At 72.5% G+C, this 19,858-nt stretch carries 18 protein-coding genes; 10 read left to right on the plus strand and 8 right to left on the minus strand.

The annotated features are described in order from the left end of the window. The first annotated feature begins 16 nt into the window (after nt 1-16). From ABVB68_RS27325 to ABVB68_RS27345, 5 genes are all read left to right on the plus strand, one after another. Nucleotides 17-1,006, plus strand: coding sequence for an Acg family FMN-binding oxidoreductase (locus ABVB68_RS27325; protein WP_353603806.1), 990 nt, complete (start codon nt 17-19; stop codon nt 1,004-1,006). Between the two features lie 41 nt (nt 1,007-1,047). Further along, nucleotides 1,048-1,458, plus strand: coding sequence for a CBS domain-containing protein (locus ABVB68_RS27330; RefSeq protein ID WP_353603807.1), 411 nt, complete (start codon nt 1,048-1,050; stop codon nt 1,456-1,458). Between the two features lie 164 nt (nt 1,459-1,622). Beyond that, complete coding sequence (locus ABVB68_RS27335) at nt 1,623-4,343, plus strand: cation-translocating P-type ATPase (RefSeq protein ID WP_353603808.1); 2,721 nt, start codon at nt 1,623-1,625, stop codon at nt 4,341-4,343. Then, complete coding sequence (locus tag ABVB68_RS27340) at nt 4,340-4,999, plus strand: potassium channel family protein (RefSeq protein ID WP_353603809.1); 660 nt, start codon at nt 4,340-4,342, stop codon at nt 4,997-4,999. Before ABVB68_RS27335 ends, ABVB68_RS27340 begins: the two co-directional genes overlap by 4 nt. After that, on the plus strand, nt 4,996-5,652 hold the full coding sequence (locus ABVB68_RS27345; protein WP_353603810.1) for a potassium channel family protein: 657 nt from the start codon (nt 4,996-4,998) through the stop codon (nt 5,650-5,652). Before ABVB68_RS27340 ends, ABVB68_RS27345 begins: the two co-directional genes overlap by 4 nt. 31 nt (nt 5,653-5,683) lie before the next feature. On the opposite strand, the gene ABVB68_RS27350 is transcribed toward ABVB68_RS27345, so the two are convergent. From ABVB68_RS27350 to ABVB68_RS27380, 7 genes are all read right to left on the minus strand, one after another. Further along, nucleotides 5,684-6,127 (minus strand): universal stress protein, encoded by a 444-nt coding sequence (locus tag ABVB68_RS27350; RefSeq protein ID WP_353603811.1) that lies wholly within the window; start codon nt 6,125-6,127, stop codon nt 5,684-5,686. Between the two features lie 283 nt (nt 6,128-6,410). Next, complete coding sequence (locus ABVB68_RS27355; RefSeq protein WP_353603812.1) at nt 6,411-7,295, minus strand: universal stress protein; 885 nt, start codon at nt 7,293-7,295, stop codon at nt 6,411-6,413. A 114-nt stretch (nt 7,296-7,409) separates the two neighbouring features. Continuing rightward, nucleotides 7,410-7,889 (minus strand): hydrogenase maturation protease, encoded by a 480-nt coding sequence (locus ABVB68_RS27360; protein WP_353603813.1) that lies wholly within the window; start codon nt 7,887-7,889, stop codon nt 7,410-7,412. Next, complete coding sequence (locus ABVB68_RS27365; RefSeq protein ID WP_353603814.1) at nt 7,886-9,232, minus strand: Ni/Fe hydrogenase subunit alpha; 1,347 nt, start codon at nt 9,230-9,232, stop codon at nt 7,886-7,888. The genes ABVB68_RS27360 and ABVB68_RS27365 overlap by 4 nt, the downstream gene beginning before the upstream one ends. 23 nt (nt 9,233-9,255) lie before the next feature. Next, the gene (locus ABVB68_RS27370; RefSeq protein ID WP_353603815.1) at nt 9,256-10,104 is read right to left on the minus strand and encodes an NADH-quinone oxidoreductase subunit B family protein; all 849 of its coding nucleotides are present in this window, start codon (nt 10,102-10,104) and stop codon (nt 9,256-9,258) included. A gap of 1 nt (nt 10,105) precedes the next feature. Beyond that, a complete protein-coding gene (locus ABVB68_RS27375) occupies nt 10,106-10,924 on the minus strand; it encodes an FAD/NAD(P)-binding protein (RefSeq protein ID WP_353603816.1) in 819 nt (272 codons plus the stop codon). After that, a complete protein-coding gene (locus ABVB68_RS27380; RefSeq protein ID WP_353603817.1) occupies nt 10,921-12,105 on the minus strand; it encodes a 4Fe-4S dicluster domain-containing protein in 1,185 nt (394 codons plus the stop codon). Before ABVB68_RS27380 ends, ABVB68_RS27375 begins: the two co-directional genes overlap by 4 nt. Nucleotides 12,106-12,557: 452 nt before the next feature. Between ABVB68_RS27380 and acsA the strand changes: the two genes are divergently transcribed. Genes acsA through ABVB68_RS27405 form a run of 5 tightly spaced genes read left to right on the plus strand, consistent with a single transcriptional unit; the run spans nt 12,558 to nt 18,270 of the window. Further along, a complete protein-coding gene (gene acsA / locus ABVB68_RS27385; RefSeq protein ID WP_353603818.1) occupies nt 12,558-14,390 on the plus strand; it encodes an acetate--CoA ligase in 1,833 nt (610 codons plus the stop codon). Next, nucleotides 14,387-15,412, plus strand: a complete 1,026-nt coding sequence (pdhA, locus tag ABVB68_RS27390; protein WP_353603819.1) for a pyruvate dehydrogenase (acetyl-transferring) E1 component subunit alpha — start codon at nt 14,387-14,389, stop codon at nt 15,410-15,412. Before acsA ends, pdhA begins: the two co-directional genes overlap by 4 nt. Continuing rightward, nucleotides 15,409-16,488, plus strand: coding sequence for an alpha-ketoacid dehydrogenase subunit beta (locus ABVB68_RS27395; protein WP_353603820.1), 1,080 nt, complete (start codon nt 15,409-15,411; stop codon nt 16,486-16,488). The genes pdhA and ABVB68_RS27395 overlap by 4 nt, the downstream gene beginning before the upstream one ends. 1 nt (nt 16,489) lies before the next feature. Beyond that, nucleotides 16,490-18,001, plus strand: coding sequence for a dihydrolipoamide acetyltransferase family protein (locus tag ABVB68_RS27400; RefSeq protein ID WP_353603821.1), 1,512 nt, complete (start codon nt 16,490-16,492; stop codon nt 17,999-18,001). 5 nt (nt 18,002-18,006) lie between these two features. Continuing rightward, entirely contained in the window at nt 18,007-18,270 is a 264-nt protein-coding gene (locus ABVB68_RS27405; protein WP_353603822.1) for an acyl carrier protein, read from the plus strand. Here ABVB68_RS27405 and ABVB68_RS27410 read toward each other — a convergent pair. Beyond that, nucleotides 18,265-19,746, minus strand: coding sequence for a bifunctional aminoglycoside phosphotransferase/ATP-binding protein (locus tag ABVB68_RS27410; RefSeq protein ID WP_353603823.1), 1,482 nt, complete (start codon nt 19,744-19,746; stop codon nt 18,265-18,267). The two genes, ABVB68_RS27405 and ABVB68_RS27410, sit on opposite strands and share 6 nt — an antisense overlap. Nucleotides 19,747-19,858: the final 112 nt, after the last annotated feature.

A 19,858-nucleotide genomic window follows, 5' to 3' on the forward strand; every position in this document is an offset into this window, starting at 1 on the left:
CACGAAGGGGACCGCCGTGAACGCAGAACCTCTCGACCTGGAGACCGTCACCGCACTCGTGGCGGACGCCACCGCAGCGCCCTCCCTGCACAACGCGCAGCCCTGGACCTTCCGCTACCTGCGGGGCATCGGCGTCCTGCGCCTGTACGCCGACCTGCAGCGCGGCCTGCCGCGAACCGACCCGGAGCGCCGGGGCCTGCACATCGGTTGCGGCGCCGCGCTGCTGAACCTGCGCGTGGCCGCCGCGGCGGCGGGCCTGGCGCCGCTCGTCCGCTTGCTGCCCGACCCGGCCTACCCGGAGTTCCTCGCCGAAGCGCATCTGTGCGGCACCGGACCGCCCGACGGGGCGCTCGCCCGGCTGGGCCCTGCTGTCCGGCGCCGCCACTCCAGCCGGCTGCCCTTCCGCGACGAGCCGATCCCCGGCGCGGTACTGGAGGGGATGTCCGAAGCGGCCCGCGACGAGGGGGCCCAGCTGTGCTTCCCCGGGGCTTGGCATGTGCAAGAGATCCTCGAACTGGTACGGGACGCGGAGGACAGGGAGTCGCTCGCACCGGACGTGCGTGAGGAGACGGCGCGCTGGACGCACACACGGCTGCCCCACGCCGCTGGGATGACCGACGGCATCCCGGGCGAGGCGTTCGGTCCCAGGCAGCGCGGCACCTCGACTCCCGTGCGTGACTTCGCCGCCGGCCGTCCGATGCCCGGACGCGGCTGGGCGACCTTCGAGAGGAACCCGAACATCGCCCTGCTGGGTACGGCCCGCGACACGCCCCTGGACTGGCTCGTCACGGGACAGGCACTGGAGCGGGTGCTGCTCCGGGCCACGGCGGACGGGCTCGTCGCCTCGGTCACCTCCCAGCCCCTGGAATGGCCGGAGATCCGATGGATCGTCCGCGACCCCGTCTCGTCCATGGCGCACGTCCAGATGGTGATCCGGCTCGGCTACGGCCCCGAAGGCCCCGCGAGCCCACGGCGGCCGGTGGCCGATCTGCTCGACATTCTCTGAACGGCCCGATCGGACGGCACCGGACACCGAGGAGTGGTCGCATGAAGGTCTCCGAGGTGACGGCCGTTCGCCCGGTGTGCGTCGAACCCCATGTCTCCCTGATCGAGGTGACCCGGCCGATGGCCGAGTGCGCCGCAACGTCCGTCCTCGCGGTCGAGGACGGAGCACTGCACGGCACGGTCACCGACCGCGACCTCTTCATACGTGGCACGGGCGGCGGCCTGGATCCGAAGGCCCCGGTGGACGCGGTCATGTCGCCACGTGTCGTCACGGTGGAAGCCGTCGACGAGCCGGAGGTGGCCTGCCGGACGTTCCGCCGCACAGGGGTCCGCCGTCTCCCGGTCCCGGACGCGGGCCGGGTGGTGGGCGTGGACGATCGGCGACCTGCTCCTCGGCGTCTTCCCGAGGCTCGCCGGCCTGCTGGGACCGGTCGCCTGGAGCGTCCTGTATGAGCCGCCCGGCCCACCTTCGGAGACCGGAGCCCCGCACGAGCTCCGAATCGGCTCGGCAGGGGACGGCCTTTCTCCGCGAGGGCGGAGCATCGACGGGCGTCACGACGGCGGCGCCGCCCCAGGACCGGCCGGACGCCTCCAGCCCGTCAGTCCCCACCCTGCCGGTGCCGGACGTCCTTGCCGCCCTGGGAAGCTCCCCGCGCGGTCTCACCGAGGCCGAGACGGCCGTGCGGCGGGACCGCTGGGGCCCCAACGAGCTGCCCGGCGTGAGCCGGGGCCGGGTGTGGCGTCGGCTGGTCGCGCAGTTCACCGACCTCTTCGCGGTGGTCCTGCTCGTCTCCTCGTCGATCACGTTTCTCGCGTACTGGCTGGGGCGGCCCCGGGATCCGGCCACCCTCCAACTGGCCCTGGCGATCCTCGGCGTGGTGCTGCTGAACGCCGGCATCGGTTTCGCGCAGGAGTACTCCGCCGAACGCACGGCCGAGTCCCTGCAGGCGATGGTGCCGCACACCTGCCGCGTGCTGCGCGACGGGGAGCGGCGCGAGCTGTCCGCGCGGGATCTGGTGCCGGGCGATGTGGTGGTCCTCGAGGCCGGGGACGCGGTGCCGGCCGACTGCCGACTGATCGAGGCGCAGGAAGCCGCTGTCAACAACGCCGCGCTCACCGGTGAGAGCGATCCCGTCACTCGCGTCGCCGAGCCCGTACCGTCAGGGCCTCCCCTGCAGGCGCGCAACTGCGTCTTCATGGGCACCGACCTGGTCGCGGGCACGGGCAAGGCCGTCGTGTTCGCCACCGGTGAGGCCACCGAGTTCGGGCGGATCTTCCGTCTGGCCGCCGCCGCGCCGAGGCAGAAGACCCCCCTGCAACGGCAGGTCGCCCTCATGGCCCGCAGGGTCGCGGGCGTCGCGCTCGCGACCGGCGCCGTCCTGTTCGCGGTGCGTGTGCCCAGCGGGCAACCGTTCGTCGACACGTTCGTCTTCTCGCTCGGTGTGATGGTCGCCCTGGTCCCGGAGGGGCTGCCGGCCACGCTCTCCGTCTCGCTGGCGATCGGTGTCCGCCGCATGGCCCGTCAGCATGCCCTGGTCAAGCAACTGCTCGCGGTGGAGGCACTGGGCTCGACCAGCGTGATCTGCACCGACAAGACCGGCACCCTCACGCAGGCGGAGATGACCGTCGTGCAGCTGTGGGCGGACGGCGTTTCGCACGCCGTTTCCGGAGTGGGGTATGCGCCGATCGGCGAGGTCACCGATGCCGGGCCCGTTCGGGAGCTGCTCCGGGCGGCTGCTCTGTGCAGCAACGCCCGGCTGGTGCCGCCGGCCGGGCGGGACGCGTGGCGGGTGCTCGGAGACACCACCGAGGGGGCTCTGCTGGTGGCCGCGCGGAAGGCCGGCCTGGATCCGGCGCGGGAAGAGGCCGGTACACCCCGGGTGGCGGAGCATCCCTTCGACTCCGCCCGCAAACTCATGAGTACCGTGCACCGCGACAGCGACGGGACGTTCTTCGCGTACGTCAAAGGCGCACCGCTCGAACTGCTGGCCCGCTGCGATGCCGTCGACCGGAGTGGCACGAAGACACCGCTGTCCGATCCGGCCCGTGCGCAAGTGGCGGCGGCCGCGGACGGCATGGCCGGACAGGGGCTGCGCGTACTGGCGGTCGCCCGGCGGCGGGTAGCCGATCCGCGGCCGCCGCTCGGAGACGTCGAGTCGGGGCTGACGCTGCTGGGTCTCGCCGGGATGTACGACCCGCCGCGGCCCGAGGTGCGCGACGCGGTGGACGCGTGCCGGCGGGCCGGGATCCGCATCGTCATGGTCACCGGTGACCATCCCCTCACCGCGGAGGCGGTCGCCCGCCGCGTCGGCATCGTGCGCGGTCCGGCCCCGACCGTGGCGACGGGCACCCGGTTGGACGCGCTGGACGACAGCGGCCTGGACACCCTGTTGACCGGCTCCGGGGAACTGCTGCTGTGCCGGGTCAGTCCCGAGCACAAGATGCGGGTGGTCACGGCACTGCAGCGGCGCGGCGAGGTCGTCGCCGTCACCGGCGACGGGGCCAACGACGCCCCGGCCCTCAAGCACGCCGACATCGGCGTCGCCATGGGCGCCTCCGGCACCGACGTCGCCCGCGAGGCCGCGGTGATGGTGCTGCTCGACGACTCCTTCGCCTCCATCACCACCGCGGTGGGACTGGGCCGTTCGGTCTACCGCAACATCCGCAAGTTCCTGATCTACCTCTTCAGCCACAACATCGCCGAACTCGTGCCGATCCTCGCGGCGACCCTCACCGGGTTCCCGCTGGTGCCGATCACAGCCATTCAGATCCTCGCCATCGACCTCGGCTCGGACGTGCTGCCCGCCCTGGCGCTCGGGGCGGAACCGATGGAGCCCGACGTCATGGACAGCCCGCCCAGGCCCCGCCAGGAGCGCCTCTTCTCGGCGTCTGTCATGGGCCGCATCCTCTTCCTCGGCGGCATCCAGGCCCTCGGCGTGTGCGCCGTCTTCTTCTGGCACATCCACGCCTCCGGCATCCCGTACGCGGACTTCACCCGGGACGATCCTGTCTACCGCGAGGCGATCACCATGGTCCAGGCCGGCATCGTCGTCAGCCAGTTCTTCAACGCGCTCGCCGTGCGCACCGACCGGGAGAGCGTGTTCCGGGCCGGTCTGCTGACCAATCCCTGGCTCCTGGCCGCCGGCTGCTTCGGCATCGGCCTGATGGCCGCCATCAGCTACGCACCACCGCTCCAGGCGGTCTTCCACACCGCGCCGCTGGCCCCCGCCGACTGGGCGGTCCTGGCCGCGTTCGGAGCCCTGCTGCTGACCGCCGAGGAACTCAGGAAAGGGGCGCTGCGGCGCCGGAGGACGTCCCCGAAGGGAGGAAGGCGATGAGAGTGATCATCGCGGGCTGCGGCCGGGTCGGGGCCACCTTGGCCACGCAGCTCGTCGCCGAGGGCCACGACGTACGGCTCGTCGACCGGCAGCCCATGGCGCGGAAGAAGCTGTCACCGGGCTTTCCCGGCGCTTTCCACGTGGGCAACGGGTTCAGCCGCTCCGTGCTGGAGACGGCCGGAATCGCCCACGCGGACGCCTTCGTCGCGGTCACGTCCGGGGACAACAGCAACATCGTCAGCGCGCGGACCGCGAAGGAGACGTACCGGGTGCCGGTCGTCCTCGCCCGCGTCCACGATCCGCGCCGCGCCGACATCTACCGGGAACTGGGCATCCCGACGATCTCCGGCGTCCGCTGGGCCGTCAACCGCATCCACCAGATGCTGCTGCACCGCCACCTCACCCCCGAACTCACCTTCGGCAACGGCGAGACACTCCTCGTCCGCTCCCGGCTGCCGTCCTACCTCACCGGACGACAGACCACCGAGTTCGACGTCGACGGCGAGATCCGCGTCGTGGAGATCACCCGTGCCGGACGCTCTCTGCTCCCCGCCCACGGTGTCCTGGCCGAGCCCGGTGACCTGGTCACCTTCAGCGTCGCCGCCACGGCGCTGGGACGGCTGAGCGGCTTTCTCGACAAGGAGCTGGGAACGTGAAGGTCCTGATCGCCGGCGCGGGCCGGCTCGGTACCCAGATCGCCCAGGTGCTGTCCGTCGCTCGCAACGAGGTCACTCTCGTCGAGTACGACGACGACCGCGTGGCCGAACTCGGCGACATGCCTCACGTGCGCGTCGTGACCGGGGACGCCTGCGAGCCGGCGCTCCTGGGACGCGCGGGAGCCCTCGCCTGCGACCTCGTCATCGCCGCCACCGGCCGCGACGAGGACAACCTCGTCATCAGCCTGCTCGCCAAGCGGCAGTTCGGAGTGGGGCGGGTGGCCGCGCGCGTCAACGAGGCGGACAACGCCTGGCTCTTCGACCAGCGGTGGGGTGTGGACGTGGCCGTTCCGGCGGCCACCCCGCTGATCTCCCTGATCGAGGAGGCAACCGGTGCCACGGACACGGTGGCCCTGCTACGGCTGAGCAAGGCGGGCGTCGAGGTCATCGAGACCGCGATCACCGAGGAGTCCCGGGCGGCGGGGCACAAGCTGGGTGAGATCGAGCTGCCCGCCGGCACCGTGGTCGCCACCGTCGTACGCGGGGGCCGGCCCACGGTCCCGGGCCCCGAGGTGCAGCTTCTTCCCGGCGACGAGCTCCTGCTCGTCTCGCACGAGGCGACCGAGCAGGAGATCCATGCGGCGTTCCAGTGAACCGGCCCGCCCGGTCTCCGGGGGCCTCCGGTCACTGCTCCTGGGAACGCACGATCACGACGGGACAGCTCGCGTGCTGCGACACGTGCTGGCTGACAGAACCGAGCAGGGCGCGGGCGAACCCGCCCCTGCCCCGGCTGCCCACCACCAGGACCTCGGCTCCCTCGGCGGCCCGCAACAGGACATCGGCGGCATTGCCGTGCACCACATGGGTCCGTACCGAGCCGGCGGCGTCCGCGCCGAGCACGTCGGTCAGCTCCTGGGTCATCTTCTGCCGTGTCTCCTCCTCGTCGACCTCCATGTCGACGGCGGGCCCGGACCAGCCGTACAGGCCCGGCAGCTCCCACACCGCGACGGCCTCCACGGCGCCACCGACCTGGTCGGCGTAGCGCACGGCCCAGCGCAAGGCATCGTACGAGGACCGCGATCCGTCGACACCGACCACCACCCGTGGCTTCGAGACATCCGTGTCCATACGTCCCACCTTCTCTTCCGGTGTCTTTTCCCACGGGGCCGGTCCGCCCCCGCTCTCCACGCTGCGGGACCCATCGCCACACCGCCACAGATGAGCAGCCGGCGGCATGACGGACGACGGGTGCGGCGCTGTGTGCGCCACCCCGGGCCGGCCTCGGCATCAGGGGCCGGCCCCGTACGGCAGTCGGTGTCCCCGAACCGCTGGGAGCGCTCTGGGCCGGGAGCGCGGGCGGGGCGGCGCCGAGCCCGGAGGAGTGGGAGCGCAGGCATGCCGCGGAGCGCGCTCACTGCCTCTGCGGCACGACCGCGACCGGGCACTGGGCATGGTGCAGCAGCGCATGGCTCACGCGGCCGAGCTGGAATCCGAAGTGGCCCCTCCTGCGGTGTGCCCCGACGATCGCGAGGTCCGCAGCCGCCGACCGGTCGACGAGGATCTTGCCGGCCGGTCCTTCGACGACCGACCGGCGCGTCCGGACGTGCGGATGCTCGGCGCTCGCCGCCTTCAGGAGAGCCTCGATCACGGCGGCGGCACGCTCCTCGTACGTGTCCGCCGGGCCGCCGGGCTGCAACCGGTCGCCGTGCCTGTCGTAAGCAGGCCTGCGCCAGGCCCGGACGACGTCGAGGACACACCCTCGCACCTCGGCCTCCCGGAAGGCGAAACGCACAGCCTCCGCGGTCGTGTCCGATTCGCCCAGGCCGAGCAGGATCCGCTCGTGCGTGCCCGCCAGGCCCACGCGATCACCCCGGACCACGACCACCGGACAGTGCGCCCGGGCGGACACGCCGAGACCGACCGACCCGAGCAGCAGACCCTTGAGCCCACCACGGCCTCGCGATCCCGTCACCAGCGCGAACGCCTCGTCGCCCGCGCTCACGAGAGCGGCCGCGGCGTCCTCCGGAACGATGTCGGTGGTGACCTTCACATCCGGGTTGCGCCGTTCGGCCCGATCGGCCGCGGAGGCCACGATGTGCTCGGCCAGCACCTGCTCGGAGGGCCGCCTCGGGTCCACCGAGGGAAGGGCCGCCTCGTAGCGCTCCCACAAGGAGGCGTACACCAGCCTGAGCGGAACACCGTGACGGGCGGCTTCGTCCACGGCCCAGTCGACCGCCGGCAGGCACGAGTCCGATCCGTCCACGCCCACCACCAGAGGAAGTGTCACCGTCCCCACCGCCTTTCATGGGGCCGCCGTGAGCGAGCGGCACTGGGGGCTGAACTTCACCGTCGCATCCCGTGTCGGTGGTCGCGAGGGCGTTTCGGCCCGTGCCGGAGGACCATCGGCCCCCTACCGCTCGCGGTTCGGTTCGTGTGCCTGCCGAACGGAAGCGGCGACCCGGTCGATCAGTTCGGGGAGCGCCGACCGCACCGCTTCGCTCAGGGGCGCGCCGAGTGCGACCTCCGCCACCTCCATGGCGTGCACCACGAGCCTCCGCGGCAGCTGCCCGAGTGCCTCTGCCAGGGCGAGGCACTCTCCGAGGCCCAGCGCATGGGTGCTCGCCGCAGCTGCCGTCCGGTGGGCCGCGTCAGCCGCGGTCAGGGTGTGCAGCTCCCCCGGCCGGGCCGGCCGTGTCCGGAGGGCCTCCACCACGAGCACTGTGTCCGCGCCGCGCCACAGGTCGAGCATGCGTGCGGGTTCGCCGTCGCTGACCGTCAGGACGGTGTCGTCCGGGACACGGCCGCGCAACGCCTCCACCGTTGCCGGACCGACCCCGTCGTCACCGCGCAGGGGATTGCCCACACCGATCACCACGACCCGGCCGTTCACCGACGTTCCACGGTCACGTCGAGAAAGTGGGCGGCACAGGAGATGCAGGGATCGTGATTGCGGATGGCCCGTTCGCAGAGGTGCGCGAGCTCCTCGTCGTCCACGGCGGCCCCGGCCGTGTCCAGGCGGGCCTGGACCGCTCTGCGGACGTCCGCCTCGATGGCCGTCTGGTTCTGTGCCGTGGGTGGGATGATGCGGGCCTCGGTGAGCGTGCCGTCCTCGGTGAGGGCGTAGCGGTGGTACAGCAATCCCCGGGGCGCCTCGGTGGCCCCGGAGCCCGCACCCTGGCGAGGCGGTACCTCGACGGCCGGCCGCGGAGGTCTTTCGTATCCGTCGATGATCCGCAGCGCTTCCTCGGTGGCCTGTACCACCTCGACGGCGCGTACGACGATGCTCCGGAAGGGGTTGTCGCAGAGGGCGCCGGTCAGCGGGTCGCCCAGCCCGGCGTCCCGCGCCGCCTCGGCGGCCACGGGGTGAAGCCAACGGCCGTTGATCGCGTAGCGGGCCAGCGGGCCGGTGAGGTAGCGACGGCCGTCGAGCGTGGCCGTCAGGGCGGTGGAGTGGGGGACCTGCCCTTCCCGGACGTGCTGTTCGAACTCGGGCAGGGGGAACTCGTTCGGCGCCCCGCCGTTGCCGTCGGCGGCCATGACAGCCGGTGTTCCCGTGTCGATGGCGTAGTGGCCCGGGTCGCGCAGTGCGAGCAGGGCGTGGTCGCACGCGGCGTCGGGAAAGTCGAACGCCGCCACCCACCGGACGGTCTCCAGCGCGTCCTCCCGGGCTTGCCGCAGCCGTTCCGCCAGCGGGCGCAGTTCGTCCGGTGTCGGCGTCCGGTAGAAACCGCCGATCCGCACGTTCACGGGATGGATGGGGCGCCCACCGAGCTGTTCGACGATCGCGTTGCCGGCCTGCTTGAGCCTCAGGCCGCGTTCGACGGCGGCTCGCTGATCCCGGGCGAGTCCCACGACGTCCGCACGCCCGAGGAAGTCCGGAGCGTGCAACAGGTAGATGTGCAGGGTGTGGCTCTCGATCCACTCGCCGCAGTACAGCAGGCGGCGCAGGTCTGCGAGAGGGCCGTCCACCGTCGCACCGCAGGCGTCCTCGATCGCCCGGCAGGCGCTCATCTGGTAGGCGACCGGGCAGATGCCGCAGATACGGGCGGTGATGTCGGGAGGCTCGGTGTGGCCCCGGCCGGCCAGGAAGGCCTCGAAGAAGCGCGGTGGTTCGTAGATGCGCAGCCGTGTCTCGGCGACCGTGGTCCCCTCGACGCGTAGGTGGAGGGAGGCCTCGCCCTCCACCCTGGCCAGCGCGTCCAGTCGCAGGACGCGGGTTCCGCGATCGTTCATGCGAGCCTTCCGGGCGGGGTCCGTCAGGCCGGAGGGCTCTGCTGCTCCTCGGCCGCGAGGTCGGGTACGGGGGCATACTCCGGCGACGCGGCGTTGAAGGTGCGGAAGACACGCTGGACGTCCCGCTCGCTCATCCCGTCGCGACGCAGCTGCGCGATCATCGAGCGCAGGTTGGGCTTGCTCGACGGTCCGAAGCAGCCGTAGCAGCCGCGTCCGTAGGCGGGACAGATCGCGCCGCACCCGGCGTGGGTGACGGGACCCAGACAGGGGGTGCCGTGGGCCACGGTGATGCAGGTGGTGCCGCGCCTCTTGCACTCGAAGCAGACGCTGTGGTTCGGGATCTGGGGTTTGCGGCCGGCCAGGTAGGCGGTGATGACCTCGAGGAGCTGGCGGCGGTCGATGGGGCAGCCGCGCAGTTCGAAGTCGACCGGCACGTGGGCCGAGACCGGGGTCGAGGTCTCCAGGGTGGCGATGTACTCCGGCCGGGCGTAGACGGCGGCGACGAAGTCGTCGACGTCGGCGAAGTTGCGCAGTGCCTGGATGCCGCCCGCGGTGGCGCAGGCTCCGATGGTCACCAGCCGGCGAGAGATGCGGCGGACGCGCTGGATCCGCTCGGCGTCCTCGGCGGTGGTGATCGACCCCTCGACGAGGGAGAGGTCGTACGGCCCCCGGCCCTCCAGCCTCGCGCGCTCCCCTTCGGCGCCCTCGGCCGGGGTCATCTCCACGAAGTGGTCGATCCGTACCCGCTCGGTGAGGCCGAGGAGTTCGTCCTCGCAGTCCAGCAGGGTCAGCTGGCAGCCGTCGCAGGAGGCGAACTTCCACACGGCGAGCGTCGGCCGTGTGCGGATGACCGGGCCGAGGTCGGTGACCATGTCACAACTCCCTCACGAGGAGCAGGTCTGCCACGCGGTCGTAGCCGACGACCGGCCCGTCCCGGCACAGCAGGAGCGGACCGAGCTGGCAGTGGCCGCAGTGGCCGGTGGCGCAGTGCATGTTGCGTTCCAGCGACACCTGGACGCGGTGCGGGACCAGGCCCCGTGTCACGAGGTCACGTGCGGTGTGCCGCATCATCACCTCGGGTCCGCACACCAGCGCGTGGGTCCTCTCGGGGCGCAGGTCGAGGCGGTCGAGGAGGGTGGTGACCACGCCCACCGCGCCCTGCCAGCCCGGACCGGGCCGGTCCACGGTCACCTCCACCCGGGCCGGGCCGCGCCAGCTCTCGGTCTCGTCCCGGAAGACGAGGTCGGCGGGGGTGCGGGCACCCACCAGGACGGCGAGCCGGCCGTACCCGGCCGGCCGGCCCAGGACCGTGTGCACGACCGGCCGCAGCGGAGCCAGCCCGATGCCGCCGGCGACCACCAGCACGTCGTGGCCGGCTACCGCCTCGAGGTCCCAACCGGTGCCGTACGGTCCGCTGAGTCCGACGCCGTCACCGGGGCGCAGCCGGTACAGAGCGGCCGAGACGGCGCCCACCGCGCGCACGGTGTGCACAAGACCCCCGTGGCGGCCGCGCAGGGCACTGGCCGAGATGGGCACCTCGCCGATCCCGAAGGCGTAGATCATCGCGAACTGGCCCGGTGAGAAGGGCGGGAGCGCCTCTCCGGCCGGTACCAGCTCGACCGACCGGGTGTCGGCGGTCTCGTCCCAGGCATCGGCGACGCGGTACGGCAGCGGGGGCGGCACGGTGGTCATCCTTCCTCCGGCTCCGCCGCCGCCGCGCCGGACCGGGTCCAGTCGTGCAGAGCGGCGGCTTCCTCGGTGATGTCGATGCCGACCGGGCACCACACGATGCAACGCCCGCAGCCCACGCAGCCGGAGGAGCCGAACTGGTCGTACCAGGTGCCGAGCTTGTGGGTCATCCACTGCCGGTAGCGGCTGCGGGCGGAGGCGCGGACCGGGCCGCCGTGCAACCGGGAGAAGTCCAGGTCGAAGCACGAGTCCCACAGCCGCCACCGCTCGGCGTGGTCCCCGGTGAGGTCCGTGACGTCCTCGGTGGTGGTGCAGAAGCAGGTGGGGCACACCATGGTGCAGTTGCCGCAGGTCAGGCACCGCCCCGCCACGTCGTCCCAGCGTGGCGCGTCGAGCGTGCCGGCCATCAGCTCCCGCAGGTCGGCCTCGGGCATGGTCCGTCCCATGCGGTCCGCGGCGGCCGTGACGCCCGCACGAGCCGTCTCCCGCGTGTCCGGGTCGACCGGACGAGCGGGCAGCTCGGCCAGGATCCCCGCTCCTTCCTCGCTGCCGCTGCGGACCCAGAAGCGGTGCCCGTCCGCATCGACCACTTCGGTCATCACCAGGTCGTATCCGGGACCGGCAGCCGGTCCGGTGCCCATCGAGACGCAGAAGCACGTGGCGCCGGGCTCCGTGCACTCGACCACGATCAGCAGTGCCCCCAGGCGCCGTCCCGTGTAGACGGGATCGCGGTGCGTCCCACCGGTCAGCACCCGGTCCTGGACGGCGATGGCCCGCAGGTCGCAGGGACGCACCCCCAGGAAGGCGTACCGCGGTGGTTCGGCCGGTTCGGCGGTGAAGACCACCTCCCCCTCGACGCGGTCGGCACTCCACTCCCGGACACGTGCCGGATGCAGGAAGGACTTCCACGACTGGGGCCCCGCCGCGTTCGCGAAGGCCGCGCCGTCCGCCCGCTCCCGCAGCCGGTACCGCCCGGCCTCCAGCTCCACACCCCATCCGTACGGCAACTCGTCGGCCGACCGCAGCTCCGCCAGCACGATGGCGCCGTCCCGGGCCGTGGGGCCGATCACGGTGAAGCCGCGCCGGACCAGCACGTCGACCAGCGCGGCCATGCCGTCCTTGCCCATCACGAGCCCCTCGGACGCGGGGGCCGGGACGGCGTTCGCATCGGTGCCGGCATTCATGACCGACCTCCTTCGGCACGGCGGACGGCACATGGGGCCCTGCCGTCCCTTAGGCCCACGACGGCAGCCTTGCCGGTGCAGCGCCGCGCCGACAGAGCCACCTGGGGACGTCCGCGAGGGCCGTTGGTCCCCTTGACGTCAGACGGGCCGACAACCGTGATCTCCGGCGAGCGTCGGAGATGCCTCCACGACGGCACGCTCGGTCCGTGCGGTGGGAGGAGGTACGTGTGCGCCTCCCGCCCCCACTCCCCGTACACGGGCACCACAGCGTGAACCGGAGGCGAGACGTCGTACCGGTTCACCCCCCGGAGAGCCTGGTGCGGCCGTCGTCTCGGGCGAGCCACGGGCGTGGACCGGAGCCGGCCGGCCGCGGACGGGGGCCGTTCGACCCAGTGCGGACGGAACGGATCGGACGGATGGTCGGAGAGGGCCCGAAGGAAGGAGGGGCCGCCATGCCGTGGGAGACCATCCGGAAGGACACCCCGCCGCGCGTCGTCCCCAATCTCCGCGACTACGACACGGAGTGCGCGGACTTCTCGTGGCGGGCGGCGCGGAGCAGGCTGGCCGGGCTGCCCGGCGGACGGGGGCTGAACATGGCCCACGAGGCCGTCGACCGGCACGTGGCATCGGGCCGTGCGACCGCGGTCGCGCTGCGCTGTGTCGGGCGGGACGATTCCGTCACCTCCATGACCTACGGGGATCTGGCCCGTTCGACGGCGCGGTTCGCCAACGTGCTCCGCGGCCTGGGGATCGGTCACGGCGACCGGGTCGTGACGCTGCTGGGGCGCTGCCCCGAGCTGTACACCGTGGTCCTCGGCACGCTGAAGAACACCAGTGTCCTCTGCCCGCTGTTCTCCGCCTTCGGACCGGACCCGGTCTTCCAGCGGATGACGCTGAGCGACGCACAGGTGCTGGTCACCACGGCGGACCTGTACCGCAGGAAGATCGCCGGGCAACGCGAAAGGCTTGCCGCCCTGCGCCACGTGCTGATCGTCGGCGAGGGCCCGGACGACCTGCCCGGCACGCTGTCCCTCGCCGCGCTGATGGCCGAGGCGGCCGACACCTTCACCGTTCCGCCCACCTCCCCGCACGACATGGCCCTGCTGCACTTCACGAGCGGCACGACCGGCATTCCCAAGGGTGCGGTGCACGTGCACGAGGCGGCCGTCGCCCACTACATGACCGCGCTGTACGCCCTCGACCTCCACGAGGAGGACGTGTACTGGTGCACCGCCGACCCGGGCTGGGTCACCGGCATGTCCTACGGGATCGTCGGCCCGCTCATGCACGGTGTGACGGTCGTGGTGGACGAGGGCGACTACGACGCCCGCCGCTGGTACCGGATCCTCGCCGAGCAGCGAGTGAACGTCTGGTACACGGCACCGACGGCCCTGCGCATGCTGATGCGCACGACGCCGAGGACCGGCCCGTACGACCTGCCCCGCTCCTTCGACCTGGGCGCGCTGCGGTTCATCGCGTCGGTCGGCGAGCCGCTCAACCCGGAGGCGGTGGTGTGGGGGCGGGACGTGCTCGGCTTGCCGGTGCACGACAACTGGTGGCAGACCGAGACCGGCGCCATCATGATCGCCAACTTCGCCGCCTGCGACATCCGCCCCGGCTCGATGGGGCGCCCACTGCCCGGCGTGGAGGCGGCCGTACTGCGGCGCGGCGAGGACGGCCGTGCCGAGGTCGCTGACGGACACGTGACCGTGCTGGAAGAGCCCGGAGTGGAGGGAGAGTTGGCGCTCCGCCCCGGCTGGCCGTCCATGTTCCGCGGCTACCTGCACGACGAGCCACGCACCGCGGCGGCCTTCGCGGGCGGCTGGTACCTCACCGGCGACCTCGTACGACGCGACACCGACGGCTGGTACTGGTTCGTCGGGCGGGCGGACGACGTCATCAAGTCGGCCGGCCACCTCATCGGGCCTTTCGAGGTCGAGAGCGCACTGATGGAGCACCCGGCAGTCGCCGAGTCCGGTGTCATCGGCCGCCCCGATCCCGTCGCCGGGAACATCGTGAAGGCGTTCGTCACACTGCGGCCGGGCTTCGATGCGACCACCACGATGCGGCAGGAGCTGCTGGCCTTCGCCAGACGCCGGCTGGGCCCGGCCGTGGCGCCCCGCGAGATCGCCTTCGACCAGCACCTGCCGCACACCCGCAGCGGCAAGGTCATGCGCCGCCTGCTGCGGGCCCGTGAACTCGGCCTGCCCGAGGGCGACATCTCCACCCTGGAGGACTCCACCCTGGAGGCGCCGTCCACGCAGAGGACGGAGCAGCCCGCATGAGTGCCACCCACACCCCTCCCTCACCGCGCACGGCCTCCCGTCCGAACCGCCGAGCTGCCGCGCACCGGCTGGCCCTGCTGGAGTCGATGCTGCGCGTCCGCCGGTTCGAGGAACGCTGCGTGGAGCTGTACAGCGCCGCCCGTATCCGGGGTTTCATGCACCTCTACATCGGTGAGGAGGCCGTGGCCGTCGGCGTCAACGAGGTGCTCACGGACGACGACGCGGTCGTGTCGACGTACCGCGAACACGGCCACGCACTCGCCCGCGGGGTCCCGGCCGAGGCGATCATGGCGGAGATGTTCGGCAAGGCGACCGGCTGCAGCCGCGGCCGTGGCGGCTCGATGCACCTCTTCGACGCCGACCGCCGTTTCTACGGCGGCAACGCCATCGTCGGCGGCGGGCTCCCGCTCGCGGCCGGCCTCGCCCTCGCCGACCGCATGACCGGCCGCCATCGTGTCACCTGCTGCTTCTTCGGCGACGGCGCCTTCGCCGAGGGCGAGTTCCACGAGACCGCCAACCTCGCCGCGCTGTGGGGGCTGCCGCTGCTGCTGGTCTGCGAGAACAACCTGTACGCGATGGGTACCGCCCTGGCCCGGCACCAGGCCCAGACGGACCTCGCGCTGCGTGCCGCCGGGTACGGCATGGTCTCCTGGGCCGTCGACGGCATGGACGTCTTCGCGGTGGAGGACGCCGCCCGGAAGGCGGCCGAAGGGGTGCGTGCCGGAACCGGACCGCACTTCCTGGAGATGCGCACGTACCGCTTCCGCGCCCACTCCATGTACGACCCCGACCGCTACCGCGACAAGGCCGAGATCGAGCACTGGAAGGAGCGCGACCCGGTCGAGGGGCTCGCCCGGCGACTGCGCGAGGCGAAGGAGCTGACCGGCAACGCCCGCACCGCCATGGAGGAGCGCCTGGCCGCCGAGATCGACGGCGCCGTCGAGGCCGCCGATCAGGCTCCCGAGGAACCGGTCGAGGATCTGCTGAAGTACGTCACCAGCCCGGAGGCGAGCCGGCCATGACCGCGACCCGCACCCGTACCGCCGAACCCGTTGCGCCCGACGACCGGAAGACGACCTATCGGGACGCGATGCGCGAGGCCCTGCGCGAGGCGCTGCGCACGGACGAGCGAGTGTTCCTCATGGGTGAGGACGTGGGCCGGTACGGCGGCTGCTTCGGCGTCAGCCTCGGCCTGCTGGAGGAGTTCGGGCCCGAACGGATCCGCGACGCCCCGCTGTCCGAGTCGGCGTTCGTCGGCGCCGGTATCGGTGCGGCCCTGGCAGGTATGCGGCCGATCGTCGAGATCATGACGGTCAACTTCAGCCTGCTGGCCCTGGACCAGATCCTCAACAACGCGGCGACCCTGCTGCACATGTCGGGCGGCCAGCTGCCCGTACCGATCGTGATCCGGATGACCACGGGCGCGGGGCGACAGCTCGCGGCCCAGCACTCGCACAGCCTGGAGGGCTGGTACGCGCACATCCCCGGCCTCCGGGTCCTCACCCCGGCCACCCTCACCGACGCCCGGTACATGCTGGCACCCGCGCTCGCCGACCCGGACCCGGTGCTGATCTTCGAGCACGGCAGCCTCTACAACGTCTCGGGCGAGCTACCCGCCGACGCGGGGCCTGTCGACATCGACCACGCGGCCGTCCGCCGGCCCGGTACCGACGTCTCCCTGATCACGTACGGCGGCTCCCTGCCCAAAGCCCTGGCCGCGGCCGACGACCTGGCGAGCGGCGGCATCAGCGCCGAGGTCGTCGACCTGCGCACCCTGCGCCCCCTCGACGACGCCACCATCGGCGAGTCCGTGGCGCGCACACACCGTGCCGTCGTCGTCGACGAGGGCTGGCGCACCGGCAGCCTCGCCGCGGAGATCTCGGCACGCCTCACGGAACAGCACTTCTACGACCTCGACGCCCCCATCGAGCGGGTGTGCAGCGTCGAGGTGCCCATGCCGAACGCGCGCAGGCTGGAGGAGGCCGCGCTGCCCCAGGTGGGCGGGGTCGTCGCCGCCGCGCGGCGAACCGTGGGCGAACCGGTGCCGACCGGAGCCGACACGCCGGAACGACCGCCGGTCAGCGGGAGGTCGGGGTGAGATGACCGCGTTCACCATGCCCTCACTGGGGGCGGACATGGAGGAGGGGCTGCTGCAGGAGTGGCTCGTGAGCCCCGGTGACCGGGTACACAAGGGCGACGTCGTGGCGGTCGTGGAGACGGACAAGGCCGCCATCGAGGTCGAGTGCTTCGAGTCCGGGACCGTGGGACGGCTGCTTGTCGCGCCGGGCGCCCGAGTTCCGGTGGGGACGCCGCTCGCGGTGATCGAGGGCGAAGCCGCCTCCGGCGTGCCGGCGGGCGCTCCCGGGGAACCGGTGACGGCCGGGGCCGGTGAGCCCGTCGGTGAGACCCGCCCGCGCCCGACCGCCGCGCGCGCGGAAGCCGACCGGAAACCGGCCGCACGGCACGAGCCCCCGCAACCTCGGCGGAAGGCGGCCCGTGAGCCGGAGCACGCCCACAGGCCGGCACCGGCCGAGCCCCGGAAGCAGCCGGTCCGGCAGCGCGTGCACGTGCTGCCGGAGCCGTCCGCCGCAACCACCTCGGTGATCGGCACCGGGCCCCTCGTACGGCACCTGGCGCAGCACCGGGGCATAGACCTGACGACTCTGCACGGCACCGGACCGGGCGGACGGATCACCCGTGCCGACGTGGACCACGCCGCGCCGCTCCTCACGCCCAGAGTCCGGGCCACTCCGTACGCACGGCGCCTCGCCCGCGACCTCGGCATCGACCTGGCGGCGGTGCGGGGCACCGGGGACGGCGGAGCCGTGCGGGCGGCGGACCTGCACACGGCCATGCGTGCAGGCGCCGAGCGACCGGACCGAGGCCCGCGTGGCGGCGAGCGGCACCCGCACGCGGCCGTCCCGGTGGACAGCCGCCCGGAGGACCGTACGGACGCCATGCGCCGTGCCATCGCCGACCTCATGAGCCGGTCCAAACGGGAGATCCCGCACTACTACCTGTCCACCACCGTCGACCTCACGGCGGCCGAGGACTGGCTGCGCCGGTTCAACCACGGTCGCCCGCCCGCCGACCGCCTGGTGCCCGCGGCCCTGCTCCTCAAAGCCGCTGCCCTGGCAGCACGCGAGGTGCCGGCCCTCAACGGCCACTGGCACGACAACGCATTCGCCCCCGCTTCCGAGATCAACCTGGGGGTCGCGGTGTCGCTCCGGCAGGGCGGACTGCTGGCACCGGTGATCCACCGCGCCGACACACTGCCGCCCGACGCCCTCATGGCCCGCCTCAAGGACCTTGTCCAGCGAGCCCGCCGCGGACGGCTGCGCGGCAGCGAGACGGCCGGCGCCACCCTGACCGTCACCAACCTGGGCGACCAGGGCGTGGACGCGGTGTTCGGGGTCATACACCCGCCCCAGGTGGCCCTGGTCGGCTTCGGAGCGGTCGTCGAGCGGCCCTGGGCCGCGAGCGGCATGCTCGGCGTGCGTCCGGTGGTGACCGCGACCTTGGCCGCCGACCACCGGGCCACGGACGGAGCCGTGGGAGCGCGCTACCTCACGGCGGTCGACCGCCTGCTGCAGAGACCCGAGGAGCTGTGAGTCGGATGAAGCCCCTGAACAACGCGGAGGCCCTGTCGGCGATCAAGGAGGCGATCATCCAGATCATCCCCGACGCCGACTTCACTCTGGTTCGACCGGACGACAAGTTCCGCGACGTGCTCGAACTGGATTCGCTGGATTTCCTCAGCTTGGTCGAACTACTGTCCGAGCGCACCGGAGCCCGTATCGACGAGGAGGACTACCCGGAACTGACCACGCTGTCCGCCGCGTCGCGATTCCTGGTCGACAGAACCGCCGCCCGGTCATGACCGCGCCTCACCGACGCACGGACGGCGGAAGACCGGGGCCTGACCGGTTCCCCACGGGCGTACGGCCGTCAGTGCCCGAGAGACGGCCGACTCCAGTGCGCCGGTGGTGTCGACCGGGACGGCTTCGGGCCAGGGCGGTTCCTTCGCGGCCATGGCCTCGGCGATCTCGGGGCCGGCGTCGGAGGCGCCGGGGGCGCGCGTGATCAGGCGGGCCGCCGACACGTCGCCCGGCACATGGCAGTGGAGGGCCACCAGTTCGGCGCTGGTGCGTCGGGCGACCCGCACCGCCGCCTCACGCTGGATGGAATCGGACCAGCTGGCGTCGAGGACGACGGACTCCCCCGCGGACAGCAGCAGAGCCGCGCGGTCGAGCAGGGCCGCATACGTCCTGGCTGTCCACTCGGGTGTGTACAGCCCCTCGCCGTAGCCGGCGGCCGCGGACTGCTCCGCCGGGATGCCCGCCAGCTCCTTGCGGATGCGGTCGCTGCTGAGCAGGGTGACCCCCAGCCGGTCGGCCAGCGCCCCGGAGAGTGTGGACTTCCCGCTGCCCGGCAGTCCGCCGACGAGGACGAGCCCGACGGCGGAGGTGCGCAGGTGGCGCAGTGTCATGTCGGCAAGGCGTCGCGACGCCGCGTCCGCGCCGGGCGCGCCCTGGCGGCCCTGGATCACCGAGACCTTGGCACGGACGAAGGCCCGGTAGGCGATGTAGTGGTGCCACAGGGAAGGAGGCGCGGGGTCCGCTGAGTACTCGCCGTACCGGGCGAGGAAGTACGCCGCGGCGTCCGGAGCGCCGAGTTGTTCCAGGTCCATGGCGAGAAAGGCGGCGTCGTCCAGGCCGTCGACGTAGCGGAGGCGATCGTCGAACTCCAGGCAGTCCAGGACCCGGGGGCCGTCATCGAGGCAGAACACGTCCTCGGCGAGCAGGTCGCCGTGGCCGTCGACGATCCTGCCCTGCTCGATCCGGGTGTCGAACAGCCGCTTGCGACCGGCGAGATAGCGGCGCACCAGCCGCTCGATCTCCGTCACGTGCTTGGGCACGGCTGCCTCCGCGGCCAGCGCGTGCAGCTGGACGAAGCTCGCCTCCCACCGTGCCGACAGCGCGTCTCGCGTGCCCTGTTCGTTCACATCGCGGCCACGGGGGGCGCCGGCGTGCCACGCTGCCAGGTGCCGGGCGACGGTCCGCAGGACGTCGTCGACGGCACCACCTTCCCGTACGAGACGGGAAAGACGGCGGTCCTGCGGCATGCGGCGCATGACCACGACGGGTTCGGGCGCCTCCGCGTCAGGGCTGCGGAACTCGCCCAGACCCACGTAGACGTCCGGGGCGAACCTGCGGTTGAGGGCGATTTCGCGCTCGCACGCGGCCCGGCGCGCCGCGACCGTGGTGTAGTCCAGGAATCCCAGATCGACCGGCTTCTTGAGCTTGTAGGCCCGGTCGCCGACGAAGAACAGCGTCGCGGTGTGGGTCTCGCACACCCCGGCGCGTGGGAGCGGCTCTCCGTCGTGCCTGGCAGCCGGCTGATGCGCGGATGCGTCGGCCCGCGACGCGCGAAGGCCGGACCCGGTCATGAGGAACGGCGGCGACGGG

Origin of the sequence: Streptomyces sp. NPDC096012, assembly GCF_040426375.1 — a bacterium.
Lineage (GTDB): Bacteria > Actinomycetota > Actinomycetes > Streptomycetales > Streptomycetaceae > Streptomyces.